23 protein-coding genes are annotated in these 24,668 nt (G+C 61.9%); 6 read left to right on the forward strand and 17 right to left on the reverse strand.

Annotated elements, in window-relative coordinates:
• Nucleotides 1–102 precede the first annotated feature (102 nt).
• Nucleotides 103–240, forward strand: a complete 138-nt coding sequence (locus tag ACYQ47_RS06100; RefSeq protein ID WP_244829032.1) for a hypothetical protein — start codon at nucleotides 103–105, stop codon at nucleotides 238–240.
• Nucleotides 241–273: 33 nt separating this feature from the next.
• Nucleotides 274–1,461, forward strand: a complete 1,188-nt coding sequence (locus ACYQ47_RS06105) for a porin (RefSeq protein ID WP_459904755.1) — start codon at nucleotides 274–276, stop codon at nucleotides 1,459–1,461.
• 16 nt (nucleotides 1,462–1,477) lie between these two features.
• On the opposite strand, the gene ACYQ47_RS06110 is transcribed toward ACYQ47_RS06105, so the two are convergent.
• The 9 genes from ACYQ47_RS06110 to ACYQ47_RS06150 all read right to left on the reverse strand — a co-directional run bounded on the left by ACYQ47_RS06110 (nucleotide 1,478) and on the right by ACYQ47_RS06150 (nucleotide 12,155).
• Entirely contained in the window at nucleotides 1,478–3,067 is a 1,590-nt protein-coding gene (locus ACYQ47_RS06110) for a glycerol-3-phosphate dehydrogenase/oxidase (protein WP_459904756.1), read from the reverse strand.
• Between the two features lie 198 nt (nucleotides 3,068–3,265).
• Complete coding sequence (locus ACYQ47_RS06115) at nucleotides 3,266–4,684, reverse strand: MFS transporter (protein ID WP_244829029.1); 1,419 nt, start codon at nucleotides 4,682–4,684, stop codon at nucleotides 3,266–3,268.
• A 126-nt stretch (nucleotides 4,685–4,810) separates the two neighbouring features.
• Nucleotides 4,811–5,074: a hypothetical protein gene (locus ACYQ47_RS06120; RefSeq protein WP_459904757.1), complete on the reverse strand. Its 264-nt coding sequence runs from the start codon at nucleotides 5,072–5,074 to the stop codon at nucleotides 4,811–4,813.
• An 11-nt stretch (nucleotides 5,075–5,085) separates the two neighbouring features.
• Nucleotides 5,086–5,520: a dihydroneopterin aldolase gene (locus ACYQ47_RS06125; protein WP_459904758.1), complete on the reverse strand. Its 435-nt coding sequence runs from the start codon at nucleotides 5,518–5,520 to the stop codon at nucleotides 5,086–5,088.
• The gene (locus ACYQ47_RS06130) at nucleotides 5,517–6,170 is read right to left on the reverse strand and encodes a sarcosine oxidase subunit gamma (protein WP_250466411.1); all 654 of its coding nucleotides are present in this window, start codon (nucleotides 6,168–6,170) and stop codon (nucleotides 5,517–5,519) included. The genes ACYQ47_RS06125 and ACYQ47_RS06130 overlap by 4 nt, the downstream gene beginning before the upstream one ends.
• Nucleotides 6,160–9,162, reverse strand: coding sequence for a sarcosine oxidase subunit alpha family protein (locus ACYQ47_RS06135; protein WP_459904759.1), 3,003 nt, complete (start codon nucleotides 9,160–9,162; stop codon nucleotides 6,160–6,162). Before ACYQ47_RS06135 ends, ACYQ47_RS06130 begins: the two co-directional genes overlap by 11 nt.
• Nucleotides 9,159–9,461, reverse strand: a complete 303-nt coding sequence (locus ACYQ47_RS06140; RefSeq protein WP_244829024.1) for a sarcosine oxidase subunit delta — start codon at nucleotides 9,459–9,461, stop codon at nucleotides 9,159–9,161. Before ACYQ47_RS06140 ends, ACYQ47_RS06135 begins: the two co-directional genes overlap by 4 nt.
• Before the next feature lie 23 nt (nucleotides 9,462–9,484).
• Nucleotides 9,485–10,729: a sarcosine oxidase subunit beta family protein gene (locus ACYQ47_RS06145; RefSeq protein ID WP_244829023.1), complete on the reverse strand. Its 1,245-nt coding sequence runs from the start codon at nucleotides 10,727–10,729 to the stop codon at nucleotides 9,485–9,487.
• 31 nt (nucleotides 10,730–10,760) lie between these two features.
• Nucleotides 10,761–12,155: an L-serine ammonia-lyase gene (locus ACYQ47_RS06150; protein WP_459904760.1), complete on the reverse strand. Its 1,395-nt coding sequence runs from the start codon at nucleotides 12,153–12,155 to the stop codon at nucleotides 10,761–10,763.
• A gap of 395 nt (nucleotides 12,156–12,550) precedes the next feature.
• Between ACYQ47_RS06150 and ACYQ47_RS06155 the strand changes: the two genes are divergently transcribed.
• The 3 genes from ACYQ47_RS06155 (at nucleotide 12,551) to ACYQ47_RS06165 (ending at nucleotide 14,880) form a co-directional block, all read left to right on the forward strand.
• Nucleotides 12,551–12,865: a hypothetical protein gene (locus tag ACYQ47_RS06155; protein WP_250466403.1), complete on the forward strand. Its 315-nt coding sequence runs from the start codon at nucleotides 12,551–12,553 to the stop codon at nucleotides 12,863–12,865.
• A 113-nt stretch (nucleotides 12,866–12,978) separates the two neighbouring features.
• Nucleotides 12,979–14,067: a GlxA family transcriptional regulator gene (locus tag ACYQ47_RS06160; RefSeq protein ID WP_244829020.1), complete on the forward strand. Its 1,089-nt coding sequence runs from the start codon at nucleotides 12,979–12,981 to the stop codon at nucleotides 14,065–14,067.
• A 48-nt stretch (nucleotides 14,068–14,115) separates the two neighbouring features.
• Nucleotides 14,116–14,880, forward strand: coding sequence for a class II aldolase/adducin family protein (locus ACYQ47_RS06165; RefSeq protein WP_459904761.1), 765 nt, complete (start codon nucleotides 14,116–14,118; stop codon nucleotides 14,878–14,880).
• 3 nt (nucleotides 14,881–14,883) lie between these two features.
• Here ACYQ47_RS06165 and ACYQ47_RS06170 read toward each other — a convergent pair whose 3' ends face one another.
• The 7 genes from ACYQ47_RS06170 to ACYQ47_RS06200 form a co-directional block, all read right to left on the reverse strand.
• Nucleotides 14,884–15,819: a choline ABC transporter substrate-binding protein gene (locus ACYQ47_RS06170; RefSeq protein WP_250509765.1), complete on the reverse strand. Its 936-nt coding sequence runs from the start codon at nucleotides 15,817–15,819 to the stop codon at nucleotides 14,884–14,886.
• Nucleotides 15,820–15,910: 91 nt separating this feature from the next.
• On the reverse strand, nucleotides 15,911–16,903 hold the full coding sequence (locus ACYQ47_RS06175) for a GlxA family transcriptional regulator (protein ID WP_250509764.1): 993 nt from the start codon (nucleotides 16,901–16,903) through the stop codon (nucleotides 15,911–15,913).
• A 7-nt stretch (nucleotides 16,904–16,910) separates the two neighbouring features.
• The gene (gene choW, locus ACYQ47_RS06180; protein ID WP_244829016.1) at nucleotides 16,911–17,813 is read right to left on the reverse strand and encodes a choline ABC transporter permease subunit; all 903 of its coding nucleotides are present in this window, start codon (nucleotides 17,811–17,813) and stop codon (nucleotides 16,911–16,913) included.
• Nucleotides 17,806–18,984, reverse strand: coding sequence for a quaternary amine ABC transporter ATP-binding protein (locus ACYQ47_RS06185; RefSeq protein ID WP_250466396.1), 1,179 nt, complete (start codon nucleotides 18,982–18,984; stop codon nucleotides 17,806–17,808). The genes choW and ACYQ47_RS06185 overlap by 8 nt, the downstream gene beginning before the upstream one ends.
• Before the next feature lie 423 nt (nucleotides 18,985–19,407).
• Nucleotides 19,408–19,560: a hypothetical protein gene (locus ACYQ47_RS06190; RefSeq protein ID WP_250466395.1), complete on the reverse strand. Its 153-nt coding sequence runs from the start codon at nucleotides 19,558–19,560 to the stop codon at nucleotides 19,408–19,410.
• Nucleotides 19,561–19,822: 262 nt separating this feature from the next.
• Nucleotides 19,823–20,749, reverse strand: coding sequence for a hypothetical protein (locus tag ACYQ47_RS06195; protein WP_459904762.1), 927 nt, complete (start codon nucleotides 20,747–20,749; stop codon nucleotides 19,823–19,825).
• Between the two features lie 146 nt (nucleotides 20,750–20,895).
• Nucleotides 20,896–21,579: an MgtC/SapB family protein gene (locus ACYQ47_RS06200; protein ID WP_244829012.1), complete on the reverse strand. Its 684-nt coding sequence runs from the start codon at nucleotides 21,577–21,579 to the stop codon at nucleotides 20,896–20,898.
• Nucleotides 21,580–21,701: 122 nt separating this feature from the next.
• Here ACYQ47_RS06200 and ACYQ47_RS06205 point away from each other — a divergent pair, with 122 nt between their 5' ends.
• Entirely contained in the window at nucleotides 21,702–22,781 is a 1,080-nt protein-coding gene (locus ACYQ47_RS06205; RefSeq protein WP_459904763.1) for an AGE family epimerase/isomerase, read from the forward strand.
• A 131-nt stretch (nucleotides 22,782–22,912) separates the two neighbouring features.
• On the opposite strand, the gene ACYQ47_RS06210 is transcribed toward ACYQ47_RS06205, so the two are convergent.
• Complete coding sequence (locus ACYQ47_RS06210) at nucleotides 22,913–24,454, reverse strand: methyl-accepting chemotaxis protein (protein WP_459904765.1); 1,542 nt, start codon at nucleotides 24,452–24,454, stop codon at nucleotides 22,913–22,915.
• Nucleotides 24,455–24,668 lie beyond the last annotated feature (214 nt).

A 24,668-nucleotide genomic window follows, 5' to 3' on the forward strand; every position in this document is an offset into this window, starting at 1 on the left:
GACGGCTAAAGCGAAGGGCGTCGCGGCGAACAAGGCCGCTGGCGCGTGCGAATACACAGCGACCACGAAACGTTGCGAATCGCCGTCGAACGAGCAGGTAACATGCCGCGCTCGCAGAACGAAGTGCGCATCAGCGTGCCCGCTTCCGACGCGCGCCGTGCTTCATGCACGAATGGCACGGTGATCAGTGAGCGCACCGAACAGGGTTGGCTACATCTGACCTTGAACATCAACATTTGATCAACACTTTTAAACTGAAGGACCGAAGTAGCAATGCAAGTCTCAAAGCTTCAACCCACGCGCGCGCTTGCCATCGCGTGTCTGCCGCTCGCAGCGGCGGTCGTGTCCGCATCGGCGGCAGCGCAGAGCAGCGTCACGTTGTACGGCGTAGTCGATAACGCCTTCGCCTATGCCAGCAATCAGCGCGGCTCGTCGAACGTGTATATGTCGCAAGGCAGTTTGCAGGCGAGCAAGTTTGGCCTGCTGGGCGCGGAAGATCTCGGCGGCGGCACAAAAGCCGTGTTTCGTCTGGAGAGCGGCTTCAATTCCCTGAACGGCGCAGCGGCAAGCTCCGCGGGCATGTTCAATCGACAAGCCTATGCCGGTCTCTCCAACGACCGTTACGGCACGCTGACGCTCGGGCGGCAATACACGCCCTACTTCAATCTCGTCGGCGCGCTCGGCCCGACCAGCGCGCTCACGGGCGCGACCGGCGCACATCCCGGCGATGTCGATGCGCTCGACACCACGCTGCGCTTCAATAACTCGGTCTCGTATGTCTCGCCGAACATCGCGGGTCTGACGCTCGCCGCACAAGCCGGACTCGGCGGCGAAGCCGGCAGCATTGCGAGCGGCTCCAACCTCAGCGCGGCGTTGCGCTACGACTTCAAGCCCGTCTCGATCGCAGCGGGTTATGTGCACCTTAAAGACGTCGCGACGAGCAGCGCCATCGGCAGCTTCGCCAACAATTCGCCGGTCAACAACGGCTACGCCACGTCGGGCGGCGTGCAGATGATCGCCGCTGCCGCGCGCTACACGCTCAAGGACCTGATGGTGGGTCTGAACTATTCGAACGTGCAATACGCACCGGGCGCGCACTCATTGTTCTCGGACGAAGCCGTGTTCAACTCGTACGGCGCGATTGCGTCGTATCGTTTCACGCCTGCTTTCGCCGCAGCGGCGGGCTACAGCTACACGCGGGCCAGCAAGTCGAACGGCGTGAATGACCCGGCGCGTTATCAACAGATTTCGCTGTCGCAGACTTATGCTTTGTCCGCGCGCACCACGTTCTACGCGTTGCAGGCTTATCAGCACGCAAGCGGTCAGTCTTTGATCGCGAATGGCGCGGGCCGTGTGAGAATTTCGGATGCAGTCGCGGTGGTCGGCGATTCGCAGAACACCACGCCGTCGTCCGGGCCGTCGCAGTTCATCGCGATGATCGGCATGCGGCACGCGTTCTGACGCTTACTTCAGCGCATCAACGCAAGGTCCAGTTTCGGGCGAAGGCTTCGAAACTGGCGACTTGCGCGGACTCCCAGGCAGCGTCGCGGCCGAGTTCTTGAGCCATGATGCGCGCCACTTCGGGCGCCGCCGCACGTGCTGCGGCGGCATCCAGAAAGAGCGCGCGATTACGGCGCGCAAGCACGTCTTCGACCGAACGCGCCAGCTCCGCGCGCACCGCGAAACGCGTTTGCGCTTCGGTCAGGCCGCCTGCTTCGACGAGCAACGTGTCCGCGCCCGGCAATCGTTCGATGATCCCCGCATCCGAACCGTAGTACCCGCTTTGCACGCCCGTTGCGCCATGCAAGGGCAACGAGCGCGTGCGGCATGGCGCAGCCGCCAACAGACCGTTTGCAATGGCCAGATCGACCACTTGTTCCGCCATCAGTCGATACGTCGTCCACTTGCCGCCCGTCACCGTGATCATTCCGGTGGAACTCGATTCGATCGTATGCTCGCGCGACAGCGCCGCCGTCGACGCGCCGCTATCGCCCTTCACGAGCGGACGCAGGCCGGCCCACACGCTCAAGACATCGTCGCGCGTCGGTTTGAGCGAGAGATAATCTGCCGCCGAACTCAGGATGAAGTCGATCTCCGCGTCGCTTGCACGCGGTTCGAGCGGCACGTCGCTCTGCGGTGTATCCGTCGTGCCGACGATAGTCTGCCCATGCCACGGCACCACGAACAGCACACGGCCGTCTTTCGTCTTCGGCACGAGAATGGCGTTATCGCTTTTGAGGAAGCGGCCGGGCAACGTGAGATGCACGCCCTGACTCGGCGCCACGATGGGACGCGCGCGGGGATCGTCCATTGCGCGAATGGCATCCACCCAGACGCCGGTTGCGTTGACCACGCAGCGGGCGCGCACTGAGAAGGCATCGCCCGTTTCGGTGTCTTCGAAGGCAATCCGATGCGTCCTGTCCGCGCGATCCACCTCGATACCGCGCACTGCCGCATTGTTGAGCGCGATGCCGCCGAGATCGAAAACCGTGCGCGCGAGTGCAATGGCGAGGCGCGCGTCGTCGAACTGGCCGTCATAGTAGAGCGTGCCGCCACGGAGCGCGCGGCCCTGCAGATTGCCGGCGAGCATGGGCGCCTTGTCGTGCGTTTCGCGCAGACCGAGACCACGACTCGGCGCGAGATTCAACGCGCCCGCAAGCCAGTCGTAGACCTTCAAGCCGGCGCCGTAGAACAGCTTGTCGGTTAAGCGGTAAGCGGGCACGACGAAACCCAGCGCGTTCACCAGATGCGGCGCATTGCGTGCAAGCAGCCCTCGTTCATGCAAAGCCTCGCGCACGAGCGGGATGTTGCCTTGCGCGAGATAACGCACGCCGCCGTGCACGAGCTTGGTCGCCTTACTCGACGTGCCCTTCGCGAAGTCCCGCGCTTCGAGCAGCAAGGTGCGATAGCCGCGCGACGCGGCATCGACAGCCGTGCCTAGACCGCTCGCGCCGCCGCCGATCACCACGATATCCCAGCACGCGGTCCGGTCGATTTCGCGAAGGAGCGTCGCGCGATCGGGCGGCGTGATTGCCTGCATGTCAGGCTGCGCGGGATGCTTGTTCATCGGGGAAATCCCGCGCGCGAGGTCGATCGAACAACATGGCGCGGGACTGGTTGCCGCTTGGGTCCGGGCAAGAATAAACGTGTCATACGCTGGCTTTGTCCCGTCTCTCGCCGATTTTCGTTTTGAAGTGAGATGTTCGTTTTTTTACATCGTACCATCGGCCTTCGGGATCATCGGTGTGGGCCACGCCGCGATCCCTCACTCCCGAGCCGAAACCAGCACCCCGCTCCCTTCCACCACCTCCGCCTCCGAAACCAGCGTCTCCAGCGCGAGCCCGCGCGTCTCGATCCCAAGAATCCAAACCGCCGACGCCGCCACCACAAAACAGGCGGCGCCCAGCGAAAAGACTCCGCCCTGTCCGAAGACCGGCAACACGACGCCAACGACATAAGGCCCGATCAACGACCCGACACGCCCGATCGCCGATGCAAACCCCGACCCCGTCGCGCGCGCGCCGGTCCCATACAACTCTGGCGTATAGGTATAAAGCACGGCCCACATCGCGAAGAGGAAGAACTGCATGGCAAGTCCCGCGCAGATCAGGAGCGTCGGCGTTTCGGCATGCAACGCGGTCTGGCCATACAAGTACGCCATCAACCCGCTACCCAAAAGTGATGCAATGCAAGTCGGCTTGCGTCCCCACCGTTCCACGAGCCACGCCGCACACAAGAAACCCGGCACGCCGCCAAGCGAGATCAGCACCGTATAAAGCACGGACTTCGTGACGGCAAAACCGGCCTGTTGCATCAACGCGCCGAGCCACGACGTCAATCCATAGAAGCCAAGCAACGCAAAGAACCAAAGCGCCCAAACCATGATCGTGCGACGCCTGTATGCCGCACTCCAGATCTCACGAAACGCTCCAGATCCCTTCCTGACAGGCGGTTCCGCCAGCATCGAAGGCGCAGGCAACGCACGCAAGCCGCTAGCCCTCATGACCTTCGCCTCGACTTCATCGAGCACGCGATCCGCTTCTTCGATACGTCCGTGATGTTCGAGCCATCGCGGCGACTCGGGCACCACGCGCCGCACGATCAGCACGAACACCGCGGGTATCGCAAGCAACGCAAACTCGGTGCGCCAGCCAAACTGCGGCAACACGAAGTACGACACCACGCCCGACGCGATGAATCCCAGCGGCCAGAAGCCATCCATCAACGCAATCAGTCTGCCGCGTGAAGCCGTCGGCACGAACTCGGAGAGCAACGTCTGCGCGATAGGAAACTCCATTCCCATGCCGATACCAAGCAGCACGCGATAGAAGATCAACGCATCGACGGAATGCGCCGTCGAGCACAGGTACGACGCCAGTCCCCACAGCACCATGCTCCACTGGAACACGGGCCGGCGTCCGAAGCGGTCCGCAAGCAAGCCCGCGACGGCCGCGCCGAGCACCATGCCGAAGAAGCTTGCGCTTGCAACGAGGCCCGCAGTCGCGGTCGACAAACCGAACTCCGTCTTGATCGAACCGAGCACGAAGGTCATCGTGCCGAGGTCCACCGAATCGAAGAAAAACGCAACGGCAATGATGATGAAAATGGTGCGGTGATACCCGGAGAACGGCAGGCGTTCTAGCCGTGCAGCAGCGCTCGCGCGCGATTGCGTGGCGGTGGACATGTCATCCCTCTCTCGATGCGGCGCTAACCGCGTGGACGTGGCGTACAGAAGTCAAAGCGTTTTCAGTAGACGCCGACATAAATCCGCAACATAGAAGATTCGCGTCATCGGGATGGAACGTACGCGTCATGCGTCATAGCGTGCGCGCGCCGCCGCGGCAATACGCATGAGCGCATCCACGCTGAGCTTTGCAGCGATGGCCTTCACGTACTCGTGGTGACGCGCATCGAGCGGCGCGTCGAGATACTGCGCATGCAGATAGCGAATCAACGCAATCCGCCGATGCTTCAACGCAATGCTGCGTTCGAGAAGCGCGAGCGCCGCGTTCGCATCGCGCTCCTTGACCGCGCGCTCGGAAAGCAACGCCGCCGTGTCGCGCGATGAAGTCATCGTCGTGAAGGTCAGGAAGCTTGAAGCGCGGCTGCGTTCTGTGCGCGCCACGCGTCGAAATCGGCACGACGCCAGTCGAGTTCCAACGCAAGACGGCGCGTGCCTTCGCGAATCTTGGGCTTATGCAACGCGAGCGTGAGACCGTCGAGCGCGGGCCATTCATCGAAGGAGAAGGCGGCGATTTCCATCGCGAGCGTTTCGAGCAAACGCGTATGCGGCTTCGTTTCGAGAAACGCACTCACGCGATCGCACCACGCTTCGTAATCGATAAGACCATCCGTCGATTCATGCGGCGTGCTTCGATAGCGCAGGCTTGCATCGATAGCAACCGGCTGCGGCGCACGATGCTCATGCTCGTACAAGCCGACGCGCGTCGTCACCATCAGTTCATCGACGACGACGCGCCAGCCCTGTCCGCCCATGGCAAGCGTTTCGAACGGCTTCATGCGAGCAAGGGCTCGGCGGCATCGAGCATGATCTTCACGAAGTAGTCCGCGAAGCTGCGGCGGATGATCAGTTCGAAGCGGTCACCGCCCAACGGCACGAGCGTGAGCGAAGCCTTGAAGTAATGACTCTGCGCGCACTGGCCTTCGCCGAATACTTTCGGATGCAGGTCGAGCGGGCATCCGCGTGAAAGGACATCGCGCGTGCGCGGCCCATCGATTTCGAGCACCGTATAGCCGCTGCCGATATCCACCGCTGCCGCGAACGCGCCCTTGAACGCGTCGCGCAACTTCGCTTCGAGCGGCGCGGGGCGTGCGGCATCGTGCGCGGTCAGTGAGCGCACGAGCCATTCATCGGGGCCGAGCCACAGCATGTCGTAGCCATTGCCGCGCGCGGTGGTGTTCGGTTTGTCGGGCGGCGCGCAGCCAATCACGCTTTGCACGGCCTGCACGAAGGCCGCATCGCGCGTATCGCCACGCACGTTGACGAGTTGGAGAAACGGCCGCTCGGAAAGACGAAACGCTTTCGGCGAGCCCGCCTGATGCGCCTTCAGCAACGCATCCGCGCCGACGAGCGGTGACTCCTGCCACACCCCTTGTCCAACCGTGACGCGATCGACGACCGTCGAGGAACCTCTGGTTTCATTCCACATGCTGACGTGCTCCTTCGCTGTCGTAGAACACCGAACTGGTGATTTTTGCGTTGATCTGCTTGCCGCTCGAAAGCGGAATGGTGACCGCCTCGCCGATCTTGTCGAGACCGCCCTTCACCACGGCAAGCGCAATCGAGCGCTTCAAAATAGGGCTGAAATAGCTCGATGTGACATGACCGAGCATTGGCGCCGAGTCGCCCTGGAACGGACCCGCGACGATCTGCGAGCCTTCCGGGATGACAAACGAAGGATCGTCCGAGAGCAGACCGACGAACTGCTTGCGTCCCGGCTTGGCGGTGTCCGAACGCGTGAGCGAACGCTTGCCGATGAAGTCCTTCGACTTCGCGACTAGCCCGCCCATGCCGAGGTCGTAAGGCGTCATCGAGCCGTCCGTATCCTGGCCCACGATGATGTAGCCCTTCTCCGCGCGCAACACGTGCATGGTTTCGGTGCCGTAGGGCGTGATGTCGAATTCCGCGCCCGCTTCCATGATGGCTTCCCACACCGCGCGTCCGACATTGGCCGGCACGTTCACTTCATACGCGAGTTCGCCCGAGAAGCTGATGCGCATCACGCGCGCCGATGCACCCGCCACCGTGCCCTCGCGATAGCTCATGAACGGGAACGCGGCGTTCGCGAAGTCGATGTCGTGACACACCTTCTGCAGCACCTTGCGGCTGTTCGGTCCCACGACCGCGAACGTGGCCCAGTGATCCGTCACGGAGGCAAGCCGCACGCGCATGTCGGGCCATTCGGTTTGCAGCCAGCGTTCGAGCCACGTGAGTACGCGCGCCGCGCCGCCGGTGGTGGTCGTCATCATGTAATGCTGGTCGGCCAGGCGCACGGTCACGCCGTCGTCGAAGATCATGCCGTTTTCGTCGAGCATGAGACCGTAGCGGCACTTGCCGACTTCGAGCTTGCTCCACGGATTCGTATAGACCCAGTTCAGCAACTGAGCCGCATCCGGGCCTTGAATGTCGATCTTGCCGAGCGTCGATGCATCGAGAATGCCGACGCTTTCGCGCACTGCGAGCGATTCGCGCGCGACTGCCGCGTACATATCCTCGCCCGCCTTCGGGTAGTACCAGGGACGCTTCCAGTTGCCGACATCCTCGAACGCGGCGCCGTTCTGAACGTGCCATTCGTGAACCGCCGTCTTGCGCACCGGATCGAGAAACTCGCCCAGTTCGCGGCCCGCGAACGTGCCGAAGGAAACCGGCGTGTAGTTCGGGCGGAAGGTCGTCGTGCCGGTCTCGGGAATCGTCTTGTTCAGAGCTTGCGCAAGAATCGCCATGCCGTTGATGTTGCCGAGCTTGCCTTGATCGGTGCCGAAGCCCATCGCCGTATAACGCTTCACGTGCTCGACCGATTCGAAGCCTTCACGCGCCGCGAGAAAGATGTCGGCAGCGGAGACGTCGTTCTGGAAGTCGATGAACTGCTTGGGGCCGCGCGTCGCGAGTTCGCGTCCACCGACGAGCCACAACGGCAACAACGGCGCTTCCGTGATCTCGGCCACTTGCACCGGATTCGGCCGCGCGACGATAAGCCCTGCCGCGCGCGCTGCGTCGGCGCCCGCATCGAGTGCGAAGCGGATGCCGCGCGCCAGCGAGAACTCGCCCGCGCACGCGCCCACGCTGCTTTCCAGTTGCATGGCCTTGCCGGGGACGAAGCAGGCTTTATCCTCGTGCCAGTGCGCCTTGCCGCCCGATTGCGCGAAGAGATGCAACACGGGACTCCAGCCGCCCGACATCGCCACGAGGTCGCATTGCAGGTCGGACTGCTTCGCGCCGACTTGCCCCTTCGCATAAGCCGCGACTTCCACTGACGACACGCGCAGCTTGCCGTGCGCCGCCGTGATGACCGCATCGTTGATGACGCGCACGCCATAGCGACGCGCGGCAGCAGGCAACGCGCCTTTCGTTTCCGCCGGGCGCGGATCGACGACCGTGACGTCCGCGCCGGCCGCCTTCAGATCGAGCGCGCACTGATACGCGTCATCGTTGTTGGTGAACACGACCGCGCGACGTCCCGGCAACACCGCATAGCGATGCAGATACGTCGATATGGCGGAAGCCATCATCACGCCCGGCAAATCGTTGTTGCCGAACACGATAGGCCGCTCGTGCGCGCCCGTCGCGAGAATCACGCGCTTGGCGCGCACCTTCCACAGCAGTTCCCGCGTGCCCTTGCGCAACGACACCGGCAGATGCTCGGTCAGACGCTGCGTGATGGTCACGAGGTTGTGATCCTGATAGCCGAACGCCGTGCTGCGCGAAAGTACCTTCACGTCGGGCATTTTGCGCAGTTCGGCTTCGATCTTCTGCACCCATTGCAGCGCGGGCTTGCCATCGATCTCCGCGCGGCACGAGAGCAACGAGCCGCCGAGTTCGCTTTGATCGTCGACGAGAATCACGCGCGCGCCCGACAAACCCGCCGCATGCGCCGCCGCGAGTCCCGAAGGACCGCCGCCGACCACGAGCACGTCGCAATGCGCGAAGCACTTGTCGTAACGATCCGCGTCGCGTTGCTCGGGCGCCTTGCCGAGACCCGCTGCATCGCGAATCACTTCTTCGTACTTCGGCCAGAATTTGCGCGGCCACATGAAGGTCTTGTAGTAGAAGCCCGCTGGAATGAAGCGCGCGATCTTCTGATTCACGGCCATGCGATCGTTCTCGATGCTCGGCTTCGCATTCACACTCGTCGCGACGAGTCCCTGATACAGCTCGATTTCGGTGGCACGCGCATTGGGCACCGTGTACGCGCCGGTTTCCAACTGCACGACGGCATTCGGCTCTTCCACACCTGCCGTGACGATGCCGCGGGGCCGGTGATACTTCCAGCTACGCGCAACGAAATGCTGGCCGTTGGCGAGCAGCGCGGAGGCGAGCGTATCGCCTTGAAAACCCTGGTACGTCTTGCCGTTGAAGGTGAACGTCAACGCAATCGCGCGGTTGATGCGTCCACCCGCGCCGAGTCGGTCTTTCTGGCTCATTTCGACGTGCCTCCGTTATTCGTGTCCATCACGGCAAGCGGACGGTCGAACGTCTCGTAGCCCTGAATCTCGTATGAAACCGTATCGCGCTGCGCCTTGAACCAGCGACGGCAGCCTTGCGCATGCATCCATTGTTCGCGATGCTTGCCGCGCGAGTTCTTGCGCATGAAGAGGTAATCGCCCCATTCCTTGTCGGTGAGCTTGTCCGTTTCGAGCGGGCGCGCGATATCCGCTTCGCCGCCGCAGGAAAATTCGCTTTCGGCGCGCGGGCCGCACCAGGGGCATTCGATCAGCAACATGTTCCTAACTCCCTAAAGTGCGATTAGTGCGCCACGGCAGCCGCGCCGTGTTCGTCGATCAGATGACCCGTATAGAAGCGCTCCAGCGAGAACGGCGCATTCAGCGCATGCGGCTCGTCTTTCGCGATGGTGTGCGCGTACGCCCAGCCCGAGCCCGGCGTCGCCTTGAAGCCGCCCGTGCCCCAGCCGCAATTGAAATAGAGGCCCTTCACATCCGTCTTGCTGATGATCGGGCAAGCATCCGGCGAGACATCGACAATGCCGCCCCACTGGCGATTCATGCGCACGCGCGAGAACACCGGGAACATTTCGACGATAGCCTCTAGCGTGCCTTCGATAATCTGAAAACTGCCGCGCTGCCCGAAGCCCGTGTATTGATCGACGCCCGCGCCGATCACGAGATCGCCCTTGTCGGACTGGCTGATGTAAGCGTGCACCGCGTTCGACATGACGACCGTGTTGACTACCGGCTTGATGGGCTCGGACACGAGCGCCTGCAGCGGATGGCTTTCGAGCGGCAGACGCACGCCGGCCATATCCGCAAGCGATGTCGTATTGCCCGCCGCGACCACCGCGACCTTCTTCGCCTTGATGAAACCCTTGGTGGTATCGACGCCCGTGACTTGGCTGCCGTCGCGCCGAATTCCCGTGACCTGACAGTTCTGGATGATGTCCACGCCCGCCTGATCCGCGCCCCGCGCGAACCCCCACGCCACGGCATCGTGACGCGCGACGCCGCCGCGCCGTTGAATCGACGCACCCAACACCGGATAGCGGCTATTGAGATTGATAGTCGGTTCGATTTCCTTGATCTGCGCGGGCGTGAGGAACTCGGCATCGACGCCATTGAGACGGTTGGCGTTCACGCGGCGTTCGGTATCGCGCACGTCCTGCAGCGTATGCGCGAGATTCATCACGCCGCGCTGGCTGAACATGACGTTGTAGTTGAGGTCTTGCGAAAGGCCTTCCCACAGCTTCATTGCCTTTTCGTATAAAGCCGCAGATTCGTCCCACAGATAGTTCGAGCGCACGATCGTCGTGTTGCGTGCGGTATTGCCGCCGCCTATCCATCCCTTCTCCAGGATCGCGACATTCGTGATGCCGTGTTCCTTCGCCAGGTAATACGCCGTCGCAAGACCATGCCCGCCGCCGCCGACGATCACCACGTCGTATTCGCGCTTGGGCTCGGGGCTTCGCCACTGGCGCTCCCAGTTCTCGTGATACGACATGCCGTTGCGCAAGAGGCTGAAGATCGAATAGCGGGTCATGGTGTTTCCTTTCCTTCGTGACGTACTGAATTCAGCATTCGATGACGTTGACGGCCAGTCCGCCGCGCGACGTCTCCTTGTATTTCGTTTTCATATCGGCGCCGGTTTCGCGCATGGTCTTGATGACCGAATCGAGCGAGACGTAATGCTGGCCGTCGCCCTTCATCGCCATGCGCGCGGCGTTGATGGCCTTGATCGCGCCCATGGCGTTGCGCTCGATGCAGGGAATCTGCACGAGGCCGCCCACCGGGTCGCAGGTCATGCCAAGGTTATGTTCCATGCCGATTTCGGCGGCGTTCTCGACTTGCGCGGGCGTGCCGCCCATGACCGATGCCAGCGCGGCGGCGGCCATCGAGCAGGCCACGCCCACTTCGCCCTGGCAGCCCACTTCGGCACCCGAGATCGAAGCCGTTTCCTTGTAGATGATGCCGATGGCGGCTGCCGTAAGAAGGAAGCGCACGATGCCATCGTCGTTCGAGCCGTGCATGAACTTCACGTAGTAGTGCAGCACGGCGGGGATCACGCCCGCTGCGCCATTGGTCGGCGCGGTGACGACGCGGCCGCCCCCCGCGTTCTCTTCGTTGACGGCCATTGCATAGAGGTTGACCCAGTCGAGCATCGAAAGCGGATCGCGCAACGACTCTTCGGAACGAAAGCGCAGTTGCGACGAAAGATCCGCCGCGCGACGCTTGACGTGCATCGGTCCCGGCAACTCGCCGCGCTCCTTGCAGCCGCGCTCGACGCATGCTGCCATCACGCGCCACACGGCGAGCATGCCCTCGCGCACTTCCTGTTCGCTGCGATTCGCGCACTCGTTTTGCAACGTGACGTCGGCGATAGACAGACCTGTCTCCTTGCACACGCGCATGAGATCGTCGCCGGTGCGAAACGGATACGGCACGCTGCCGCCCGCGCGCAGTCCGTTGACGCGATCGCCTTCGCGATTCACGACGAAACCGCCGCCGACCGAGAAGTATTCTTTCTCGACGAGCAGCTGGCCGTTCTCGTCGAACGCCTGAAAGCGCATGCCGTTCGGATGCACGATGCTCGATCCCGGCGCGCCCGGCATCAGCTTGCGATAAAAGCCGATGTGTTCGCGCTCTTCGAACGCGACCGCATGCTTGCCGAGCAACATCAGGCGCTTCGTCTCGCGAATTTCTTTGAGGCGCGGCGCGATCAGGTCGGGATCGATCAGATCGGGCAGATTGCCTTCCAGGCCGAGCAGCACGGCCTTGTCGGTGCCGTGGCCCTTGCCGGTGGCGCCGAGCGAGCCGAACAGTTCAGCGCGCACCCGCGTGACGAAGCCAAGCAGATTCGCGTCCTCGATGTGCGAGGCGAAGCGGCACGCCGCGATCATCGGCCCGACGGTATGCGAGCTGGAAGGACCGATGCCGATCTTGAACAGATCGAAAACGCTGACGTTCATGTGCATTCCTGGTTGGATCATGGGCCGCTTGCCCACCTTTCGCGACTGTGCTCATTGCACCAAACCGCAAATCCGTCCGATAGAACAAAAGCGGCATCGAAATGGGATGGCGGCGTCAGCGCGCGGGAACGCTCGCCCCAATGACGGATTTACCAAGGTTCATGACGTTTGATCGAAAGTCGCCGCATGAGTCCGCCACGCGAACGCGCGCGGTAGCAGAGCATTTCGAGGTTGGCGCGTTTTTGCGCAGCTTCGTTGCAGATCGCGGGATTTTTGAGACTGATCCTACGGGCCGAAAGAGGACGTCTCGGTATATTCCCTAAGTCCGTGAGCGGCCACCCTTCAAGGCTTGACGCGTCGCTCGTTTCTCTGTTGTTCCTTCGTCTTCTGTATCCATGCAAAGCTCTGCTCTTCCCGATCAGTTCTTCAAATCCTGGACTCTTGCTTTCATTGTCGGCGCCGCGGTGGTCGGCTTGCTTCAGGCCATCGACATCATTTCTCCCGAACACGTTCTCACGCGCGAAGCGCCCACCTGGGCCGCGTTGATGATCGCGTGTTGCGTCGATCCCGCCTTGCGTTACTTCGGCGTATTGAAGGCCGAAGTCGAACAGCGCTGGGCCGACTACACCGTCGCAAGCCTGCTCGGCCGAACCACCGGCGCGCTCGTCGGCTCGGCGTTCGCCTGGGCCATCGCCGTGCTGGGCAACTAGTCTTCCTTCAGGGCCGCCGTATTGCGGCCCTTCTCATTTCTGACCATGCGCCCGTGCTCCACGCACGAGTGATATGCTCGCGGCATACTTCCAGGCCGCCGCACTTCACGCGCATGAACCCCGCAGAATCGCTTCCGCCGCTTTCCATCGACGGTCAATCCAAATCGCGTATTCGCTTCGGCATCGTGCTGTTGCCGAACTTCACGCTGACCGCGTTCTCCGGTTTCGTCGATCTCTTGCGCCTTTCCGCCGATGAAGGCGATTTCAGCCGCCCCGTGCGCTGTTCGTGGAGCGTGATCGGCGAGACGCTCGCACCCGTGCGCGCAAGCTGCGGCATCCAGATCACGCCGTGGGAGACTTTCGATCAGGCCGAGCACTTCGATTACGTCGTCGTGGTCGGCGGTCTCTTGCACTCGGGGCCCTCCGCAAGCGATGCCACCTTGCAGTTCATCCGCCGCGCCGCCGCACTCGATGCAACCATCGTCGGCATGTGCACGGGCGTGTTCTCGCTGATGCGTGCGGGCGTGCTGGAAGGGCATCGAATCTGCGTGAGCTGGTTTCACTACTGGGACTTCGTCGAACGCTTTCCGCACGTGGATGAGCAGGCGCTCGTGGCGGACCGGCTCTTCGTGATCGACAGGCGGCGCATTACGTGTTCGGGCGGACGCGCATCCATCGATGTCGCGGCGGCCATCCTGCTGCGTCACTTCGAGACCGCGACGGTGCAAAAGGCATTGCGCATTCTCCTCGTCGACGACATGCAGAAGGGCAACGCGCCTCAGCCGCATCCGCCGGGACTTGCGCCGGCGACGCATCCCAAGGTCAAGCGCGCCATTCTGCTGATGGAACAGCACGTGGGACGCTCGCTCACGCTCGACGAACTCGCGCACAAGCTGGACCTTTCCACGCGTCAACTCGAACGTCTGTTCAAGGCGGAAACCGGCAAGGCGCCGCAAGCCTACGCAAAGCAAGTGCGTTTGCGCACGGCGGCGTGGCTGCTCACGAGTTCGGACAAGACGGTAGCGGATATTGCATCGAGTTGCGGCTTTTCCGATGCCTCGCATCTCGGCCGCGAATTCCGCAAGCAATACGGTCTTCCGCCGATGATGTATCGTGAACAAGGCGGCTCTGGCAACGCCGAAGAAGAGAATCAGACGCTGGACTACGACGAGACTTTCCCGGGCCGCGCACAGGCGATCTAACACGATCTATCCACGTTATCCGCGGCTTACAACCCAAGGAGGAACGGCATGGAGAACCACGGTTATTCGAAGGAAGAATGGGCGCTGCGTTGCGATCTGGCGGCGCTCTACCGCGTGATTGCGCATTTTCGCTGGACTGACATGATCTTCACGCACATCAGTGCGCGCGTGCCGGGGCCGGAGCATCACTTCCTCATCAACAAATACGGCGTGCTCTTCGACGAGATGCGCGCGTCGGACCTCGTTTTGATCGATAGCGAAGGACGCGCGGTGGATCCGGCGGCGCAGGATTATCCGGAGCGGTTTCTCGTCAATCCGGCGGGCTTCACCATTCACTCGGCCATTCATATGGCGCGTCACGATGTCGTGTGCGTCGTGCATACGCATACGGCGGCGGGCGCGGCGGTATCGGCGCAAAAACAGGGGCTTCTGCCGATCAGCCAGCATGCGCTCAAGTATTACGGGCACATTGCTTACCATGACTATGAAGGCATTGCGCTCGATCTCGCGGAACGTGACCGGCTCGTCAACGATCTCGGCCTGCATAACGCGATGATCTTGCGCAATCACGGGCTGCTCACTTGCGGCTCGTCGATTCCCTCGGCGTTTCAAGAGATGTATTTCCTCGAACGCGCCTGCGAGATTCAACTGCGTGCGCTCGCGGGCGGCGGCGAGCTGAATCTGCCTTCGCAGAAGGTTTGCGAAACGACTGCCGCGCAGTATCGCAGGGACGAGTCGGAAGGGATCATCGCGCTGCAATGGCAAGCCGCCTTGCGCATGATCGAGGGCGGCAAGACGGACTATCGCACCTGACCTTCAGTTGCCGGCGACATAAGCCTTCACCGCCGGCAACCCGTCCTTGCCATCGAACGTTTTGACACCTGCGAGCCATTTATCGAGCACCGCGGGATTCTGCTTCAACCACTCGCGCGCGGCCTTGTTGGCGTCGGTTTTGTTCACGATCGGCAGCATGACGTGATTCTCAATGTCCGTCGTGAACCGCAGATTCGATACGAGCTTCGCGACATTCGGGCAACGTGTGTCGTAATCGGTCGGCGTCACGGTCAGCACGCGCGCTTCGCCGTAGTTGGGGCCAAAGACATCGTCGCCGCCCGACAGATAATCGATCTTCATCTGGACGTTCATGGGATGCGGTTCCCAGCCCAGAAACACTATCGGCTTCTTGTCGCGAATGGCGCGATTCACTTCGACAAGCATCCCCGCCTCGCTCGATTCAACCAGCTTGAACTTTCCGAGCCCGTACTGATTGCTGTCGATCATCTTCTTGATGAGCGCGTTACCGTCGTTGCCCGGCTCGATACCATAGATCTTGCCGTCGAGCTTGTCGTAGTTCTTCGCGATATCGCTGAACGTCTTGATGCCGCCGTTGTACGCGTATTCCGGCACCGCCAGCGTGTACTTTGCACCGATGAGATTCGGCGTCGGCAGCACCTTCACCTGATTCGCTTTCTTGAACGAATCGATCATCGGATCCATGGTCGGCGACCAGTAGCCGAGGAACACGTCGATCTGCTTGCTCTTCACGCCAGCGAAGGTGATCGGCACCGATGCGATCGTTTTCGTCGGGCTATAACCAAGTCCCTGCAGGACCGTCGATGCAAGCCCGGTGGTCGCGGCAATGTCGGTCCATCCGACATCGGCGAAACGCACGTTCTTACATGCAGCGGGTTCTGCCGCATTCGCAGCGCAAGTTACCGCGAAAGCAAACGATGCGATCCACGAACGATTCATGCCTTATCTCCCGTTGCTGTTTTCAATTGACGATGAGAGGCTCACGCGCGGTCCATGAAGAACGCGCGAAGCCAGAACGATGTCGATTAGGTCAAGCAGACAGACGCCGCTCCACACTCGGCGCGTGCCCGAATTGCGCGCGATACGCCTTGCTGAAATGACAAGGCGAATGGAATCCGCAGATGCTGGTGACGCGCGCAATCGATGCATCCGTGTTGCGCAACAACTCGCGTGCGCGCCGCAAGCGAAGCGTCAAGTAGTAATGCGTCGGCGATACATTGAGGAACATCTTGAACATGCGTTGCAAGTGTCGTTGCGACAGATGCACGAGCCGCGCGAGTTCTTCGAGCGAAAGCGGCTCTTCGATATTCGCTTCCATCAGGCGCACCACTTCGACGAGTTCGGCACGCGAAAAGCCGACGCGCGCATCGACGGGAATGTGCTGATAGTCCGTCGAAGAGCGAATGCGTTCGACGATGAACTGCTCCGACACTTGCGCCGCATGCGCCTGGCCAAGCCGCAAGCTCACGAGATTGAGCATGAGATCGAGCGGCGCCGTGCCACCCGTGCAAGTCATGCGGTCGCGGTCGATCACGAAGAGCTCATCGGCAAAACGCACATGCGGGAAGCGCTTGTTGAGCGGCGACATGTCTTCCCAGTGCACGGTGCAGCGATAGCCGTCGAGCAGCTTGGCCGCGAGCAACGCATAAGGCCCGGTGCAAATGCCGCCGAGCGGAACGCCCGCTTCGTGCACGCGCTGCAATAGCTCGATGATCGTATCGTCCACGTGATCCGTCACGTGCCAGCCCGCGCAGACGATGAGCACATCGGGCATGCCGGCTTCGTCGAGCGTCGTGGTTGGCTTCACGGTGATGCCATTGCTTGCTCGAGCAGGCTCGCCATCCGGTGTGATGACCGACCACGTGTAGTGCTGCGCGCGGCCGACGTAGTTGGCCATGCGCAGCACTTCGACCGCGCTCGTGAACGCGATCATCGAGAAATTCGGCAGCGTGAGGAAGCCGAAGTGCGCGAGGTTGGACAACGGCGATTCCGAGGCAGCCGGAACGAGCGCGTCGCGTTTCATGAGCGCATCAGCCTTGTTGCGCGGCCGGTGCGCGGCGCACCTTCATGACGCTGCGAATGCCCGAAAGAAGCGGGGCGCGCGCCATGCCGGGCGAACGGCCGAAGCTCTCGGTGATACGGTCCAGAATGATCGCCAGCAACACGACGGACAAGCCGCTCTCGAAGCCGAGGCCGATATCCAGACGCTGAATGCTCGCGAGCACGTCGTTGCCGAGACCGCCCGCACCCACCATCGACGCGATGATGACCATCGACAGCGCCATCATGATCGTCTGGTTCACGCCGGTCATGATCGAAGGCAGCGCGTTGGGAATCTGCACCTTGTAGAGCAGTTGCCACGGCGTGCAGCCGAACGCCTGACCCGCTTCCACGATCTCGCGGTTCACGTGCTTGATACCGAGCGACGTAAGACGCACGGCGGGCGGCATCGCGAAGATCACGGTCGAAAGAATGCCGGGCACGCGGCCGAGGCCGAACAGCATCGCGGCGGGAATCAGATACACGAAGGCGGGCATCGTCTGCATCAAGTCGAGCACGGGACGAACGGCCATCTCCACGACCTTGCTCTTCGCCGTCCAGATACCGAGCGGAATTCCGAGCAACAGGCTGATGAAGGTCGACGAGAGTGTGAGACCAAGCGTGATGACCATCTGATCCCAGAAGCCGGTCGCGTAGATCAGCAAGAGCGAGAGCAACGTGAAGGCGGCAAAGCGCCAGCCCACGCGCCACAAGCCGATGCCGACGAAGATGGCCATGAGCGCCCACATCGGGACGGCCTGCAGGCTGTGTTCGATGAAAGCGGCGAAGCTCTCGATGACCTTGCCGATTGAATCGAACGTCTTGGCGTCGTGGTCGAGCAGGTAATGGACGCCGTGATCGACCCAGCTACCGAGCGGAATGATTTCAGACATGGGAACCTCGATGGCGGGTTAAGACCTTCAGGACGTTCGACTTGTTGACCGAACCGCAATAGAAACCCTCGGCGTCGACCACCGGCAGCGGCGCGGGACTCGCGACCACGCGATGCACGACGTCATCGAGCGTCATGTTGCGCTCGATACACTCGATGTGATTGATCTGCGGCACCGGATTGCCGTTCGAATCGCGCCCGACGAAACCGCGAATGCGCCGCTCGCCGTCGAGCACGAACGCATAGTCCGCGCTGCCGTTGAGCGTCTCCGCCACGCTCGATGCGTCGATCTGCGGCGAATGCTTCATGAGCGGCACGACATCGGTCTGCATGAGGTCGCCGGCGGTCAGATAGCGGCTGGTATCGATGCCGTCGAAGAACGCTTGCACGTAGTCGTCGGCGGGGTTCTGGATGATTTCCTGCGGCGTGCCGATCTGCACCACGCGGCCGCCTTCCATGATCGCGATGCGCGTGCCGATACGCATGGCTTCTTCGAGATCGTGCGAGACGAAGAGAATCGTGCGCTGCTGCTCACGTTGCAAGTCGAGCAGGACGTTCTGCATTTCCTTGCGTTTGAGCGGATCGAGCGCGGAGAACGCTTCGTCCATGATCATCAGCGAGGGATTCACCGCCAGCGCCCGCGCGAGCCCCACGCGCTGCTGCATCCCGCCCGATAGTTGCGCTGGCAACTTCTGCGCGAACGATGCAAGGCCGACTTGTTCGAGCACGGTCATCGCGCGCTTCTCGCGTTCCTTCTTGCCGACGCCCGCGACTTCCAGACCGAACGCGGCGTTCGAAAGCACGGTGCGCTGCGGCATCAACGCGAAGGACTGAAACACCATGCTCATGTCCTTGCGGCGCAGCGCCGTGAGTTCCGAGCGCGGCACGGCCGCCACGTCGCGGCCATCGATCAGCACCTTGCCGGCGGTGGGATCGACGAGACGGTTGATCAAACGGATCAACGTCGATTTGCCGGAACCGGAAAGGCCCATGAGCACGAAGATCTCGCCTTCCTTGACGTCGAAGGAAACGTTATGTACGCCGACGATCTGCCCGGTGCGCGCAAAGACTTCTTCTTTCGTCGCGCCGCCGGCGAGCATGTCGATCGCCTGCTTGGGGCTGTTGCCGAACACCTTGCATAGCCCTTCGACTACTACCTTTGGGGAATTCATCGAAATCTCCATAGCGTGGCGGACGTGCGTCCGCGCTGTGCATACATAGTTGCCAGAAAAAAGTATCGCTAGCCGACTATTTGCGACAACTGCATGTCGAAATACGACAATGGAATAAGGAGGATTCTGGACGGGCGCGGGTAAGCCCTTGTGACGCAAGGATTTTTTGGCGTCGAATGGACAAGATTCGGCGAATTGCGCGTGTCGCGCAAGAACAAGTGTTCGCGCGTTTGCGATGCAGATGCGGGGAAGAAGGATGATCGTACGGCCGAATTGCTCGGTCGGGCGATCTTAAAGGCGGAAAGTCAGCGGGAATCCGCTAGAAAAACTACAAACTTAAGACTAATCGGCGGGCGGGGTCTACGGCGTCAGGCCGTCTCGCATTGCTATTTGTGGTTGTCCCGCACCGCCATTAGTTACGCATTACAGACGAACGCCGAAAGCGGTACCGCGTGACTTGCGTTGACGCTCAGATTCACGGAAACGCGCTTGATACGAGTAGTCGCTGTCCATCGGCAGGTGCGGCGATTCGAACAGCGAAGCGAATTTTTGCAGCAAGGCGAAGAGGTAGCTCATGTCAAACTCCGGTTGGTGATAAGAGGGTTTTCCCTTAGGACCGATTATAGGGTTTGCACTTAGCCATTCCTAGTGCAATGCAACATTTACAGCCGAACAATCTGGTAGTTTTTCTACATTTAATCGGATCACCGTTTTGCAGAAAAATAGGGACAGCTCGGAGACGGCCTTCCAGCAAGCACGCAAAGAGTGGCGGAAAAAATTACGCGACAATCCGTCTTGAGACAGAATGTCGCGTCAAAGTAACAGTTTTTGGCGGAAATCAGCGCGTGTGACGTTGCGCGTGGAGCGCACGCGCCGTCTCTCGATTCGCAGCGCCGTTAATGGCGGCGGTTTCGGAATCCGTGTCGAAGAGAGAAACAAGTGTCGCCTGCTGATGGAGCATGAGTTGCTCCATGCGCTCCTGCTGCAACGTGGTGTCGCGACCCATGCGCATCAGCACGACCGTTTGCACGACGCCGGTCGCCACCGTCAGCAGCGTGACGCACACGATGATCGTCAGCAGCGTCTTCATGCGGCGGGCGTGCGCGGCAGTCGATCCGCGCTGCTCCGAGATCACGGCGCGTAACGCGTCGATGGTGTCGGTGAACGCCGTCACGCGTGCGCGATCCAGCACCGGGTCGAAGGACGCGTCCTCGTGCGCAATGCGTGCATCAACGAGCGCGGCGCTCAATGAACCTGCGACGATATCCGCGGAATGCGAGTCGATCGATGCAGCAAGTTCGCCTGGCGCGTGAGTTGGCGGCGCAGCGTCGGTTTCATCGCCTTCGGCCACGACGAGAAGCTCGTCCTGAACCGATGCCGGATGCGGCGCGGCTTCCGAACGCGGCGCCGTCCGCTTGTTCACGGCCGATGCGCCATTCGATTGCACCGCCGCCAAAAACACGTCCGGCAGTTCGAAGCCTTCGAACGTGCCCTGGCGAATGTCGGTGTTCAGCGCCTGAAGGTTGGCGCGCTCGGCGTCTTCGGCGAAGAGATCGAGCGTCTCGCCCGCGCAGCGCTGCGTCGCGCTCAACTGGGCAAGACGCTGCGCCGAACGCACGGCGCGCGCGAGTTTCTTTTCGGTGTCGGCGCTGTCGGCCGATGACGCCTCGGCGGCGCGGCCACGGCGCGGTCGCGTGAGAGGAGCGACGGCGTCGGCGGGTGTATCGAAGGTATGGCGGTGACGCTTAACAGCAGGATCTGGCATAGGTCGAAAGGCGGTGACCGGGACAACCGGCGCGAAACGCGCACATGCGGTTCGGCAATGATTTTCGAGAGGCGGCATTGTCGCACGGCGCGGCGGCTTATCCCACATCGTGTTCGTGCATGTCTTGCGTCGCGCGGGCGATGCCGTCAGCTTCCATCCTCTTCGTGGAATTCCCGCACCACGCTCAGATGCTTGAGCCGCTCGCAAATCGACCGATATTCCTGCGTCGAAAGCCGCGAAAGCACGACCTGCACTTCATCGAGTTCCGGCGATTCGTCGCTTTGCTGCACGACGAACTGCTTCACGCGCACGCTGCCTGGCCCGAGCGCTTCGTGCAGGCCGTGAAAGGACAGCGAGCCGCGATCGACCAGCATCGTCAATTGCCGCTGCTGCTTGACGCTGATGAAGCGCCGCTCCAGCGGTTTGAGTCCCGCCAGAATGACGAGGATGATGGCCGTCGCCGCGATCGATGCCGTGTACAGCCCGCCGCCTACCGCCAGCCCGATCGCCGCGACCGACCACAAGCTCGCGGCGGTGGTCAGCCCGCGCACGATCTCGCCGCGCAGCAGAATGGATCCCGCGCCGAGAAAGCCGATGCCGGACACGACCTGCGCCGCGATCCGCGATGGATCGAGCACGACGTGGTCCGCCTTGAGCGCCTCTTCGAAACCGTAGGCAGACACGATCATGATGAGCGCGGAGCCAACGCACACCAGCATGTGCGTGCGCAAGCCCGCCGCCCATGAAAGCCGTTCGCGCTCGAAACCGATCACGCTGCCGAGCGCCGCAGCCATGATGAGTCGTGAAACGAGTTCTACGTTGCCCAACATCTTTGACCTCCTGTCGTCGTGGCCGGTCTCCTGCCGGAGCGCTTTTGCTATGCTTATCCGGCTGTGCCGAGCCGTTTTCAAAGGGCTCATCTCTTCCGAACCATCAGGCTGGAACTTGTCTTATGCAGCAACAGCACTCAAACGGCACTTCATTGCGCGAACACTACACGAGCATCGTGCTGCCCATTTGGCGCGGTCCCGGCTTCAACACAGCGCTTCACCTGCCATTCGAAGCCGTTACGCCCGACGATCACGCGCCGTTGCCACCTAAGCGTTATCGCGCGATGGCATGCGCCCGTCAGTTGTTCGCTTTCACGGATGCGGGCGATCTCGCGCACGCGTCGGTGCTGTTCGATTCGTTGCGACACTATTTTCAGGACAAGCAAAACGGCGGATGGTTCTATAGCGTCGATGCAAACGGCGCGCCCCACGAGCGCCAGAAGGACCTTTATACGCACGCGTTCGTGGTTTATGCGTGCGCGCATTTCGCGCAAAAGAGCGGATCGGCGGACGCATTCGCCTTGCTCGATGAAACCGCGCGGCTTATCGAAACGAAGTTCGCGGGTAGCGATGGCGGCTTGCTGAACGCCGCGTACAGCGAAGACTTCGGCGCGATGCTCGAAGGTCCGCTGCAAAATCCGCTCATGCATTTGAGCGAAGCGTGGCTCGCCGCGCGCGATGCCACGGGCAACATCGCTTTCGACGAGCGGCTCGCTGTGCTGGCGCAATCGGTCGCGCGCACGTTCGTGCACGAGGCGACCGGCAGTATCGCCGAATTGCCGATTGGCGCGCCGGGCAATCGCCTAGAGCCGGGACATCAATTCGAGTGGTATTTCCTGGCAATTGGCAGCGGCCATCCCGCATTCGAGGCGGCGGGACTGAACGCGCGGCTCGAACGGGCGTTCGACTTCGCGCGGGAACATGGCGTCGACAAGTCGACTGGCGGCGTGAGCGCCGCGCTGGACGAAGCGGGACGCGTGATCGACGGCACGGAGCGCATCTGGGCGCAAACCGAATATCTACGCGCGCTGGCAACGCGCGGCGAAGCCGTCGACGAACAGATCGAACGCTTCGGCGCGCGGTTCCTACATGCGCGCGGGTGGATCGAGTGCCGCTCCGCTGACGGTGCGATCACAAGGTCGGAGATGCCTTCGACCACGCCGTATCATTTGGCGACGGCATACGCGGCGTTGCCGGATTGAGCGGTTGGATCGCCATCGCATCACGGCATTGCTTACGGCTGCAATCGATAGCCGCCCTGCGCATTCGACGAGCGAAAGCGTCAGGGCCGTGAAAATTTAGGCGCCCGACAGACGCCGAAGTCATCCACTCGTCAAGCCACCTGAAACACCGAAACCGCATCCTTCAACTGCCGCGTCTGTTCATGGAGCGACTGCGCGGCAGCCGCGGCCTGCTCCACGAGCGCGGCGTTCTGCTGAGTCATCTCGTCCATTTGCGTCACGGCCTGGTTCACCTGCTCGATTCCCACGCTCTGCTCCAGCGACGACGCGCTGATCTCCGCCATCATCTGCGTGACGCGTGAAATCGAGGTCGATACCTCGCGCATCGCCGTGCCCGCGCGTTCGACCAGCGTCGAGCCGTCGCTGACCTGCGCGACCGATTCGCCGATCAGTTCCTTGATTTCCTTCGCCGATTGCGCCGAGCGTTGCGCGAGGCCGCGCACTTCGCCCGCGACGACTGCAAACCCGCGCCCTTGCTCACCGGCGCGCGCCGCTTCGACGGCCGCGTTCAGCGCGAGGATGTTGGTCTGAAACGCGATGCCGTCGATGACCGAGATGATTTCCGCGATCTTGTCCGAGCTTTTAGCGATGCCGCGCATCTTCTCCACGACGTCATCCACCACGCCCGAACCGCGCGAAGTCGCTTCGAGCGCCACGCCCGCCAGCGTGTTGGCCTCTCGCGCGTGCTCGGCGTTCTGACGCACCGTCGCCGTCAATTCTTCCATGCTCGACGCCGTTTCCTCGAGCGATGCCGCCTGATTCTCCGTGCGCGCGGACAGATCGGCGTTGCCGCTCGCGATTTCATCGGCGCCCAAGTTGATCGAATCGGACGTCTCGCGCACGGTCTTTACCGTCGTGGCGACGCTTGCCTGCATCGTCGCGAGTCCCGCGAAGAGCCTGCCGATTTCATTGCTGCCGCGTTCCGCGATACGTTCGTCGAGGCGGCCTTGCGCAATGCGCTCGAAATGGCGTCCCGCTTCTTCCAGCGGCGCGATCACGCCACGGCGCAGCGCAAAATGCACCGCCGCGACACCCGCGACCAGCGCCACGAAAATGGCGATGCCGACCGCGCGGAACCAGGCGTAGCGCGTATCGATCGATTCGAGATACGCACTGCTCGCCGCATTGCCGAAGTTGACGAAGTTCTGCTGTTCGGCGAGATAGCGATCCTGAAAGCCCTGTGTCGGCTGATCGAGGAACGCCTGAATGTTGCCCGCATCCAGATACTGGACGAGTTCGCCGAGCGCCTTCGAATACTCCGCGTATTTGGCCTGAAGCGCGGCCATGCGCGCCTTGTTCTCATCGCCGGTCTTCGGCGCGTCGAGGAAGGCCGCGAACGACTTGTCCGCCTGCGCGATCTGCTCGCGCGCGTGCTGCACGATCTCGACCGGCTCCGTGCCGCCGCGCACCATGCGCGTGCCGGCGCGAGACAGGTTGATGCGCGCATCCATCAGATGCTGCGTGGTCTTGTTGACCGCGTTGACTTGCTTGAGCGCGATATCGGACAGGTTGCCCACATCGTCATGCGTGCGCGAAAGCGACCAGAAGCCAAGCCCTTCGGTGACCAGTTGGAATAGGCAAAACACCACCAGCACGGCGAGCAAACCGGATGAAACCTTGATCTTTGCAAACATTTCTCAAGAACCCGAACTAACGAATGAGCCGTATGACTACGGCGGAAGTCCGGGTTTACGGCAATGAAGCGCGCCAGCTTGAATTGTTTTGCGTCGATGCCGCTATGCGCGAGCGGGATGATCGGCGCGCTTGCCGAAACGGCGGGCGCGCGCATGCTGCGTTCGCACGATTTTTGTCGAACGTCCTTGCAGTGCGAAGAAACCCTACCTATTG

Source organism: Caballeronia sp. HLA56 (assembly GCF_054655155.1).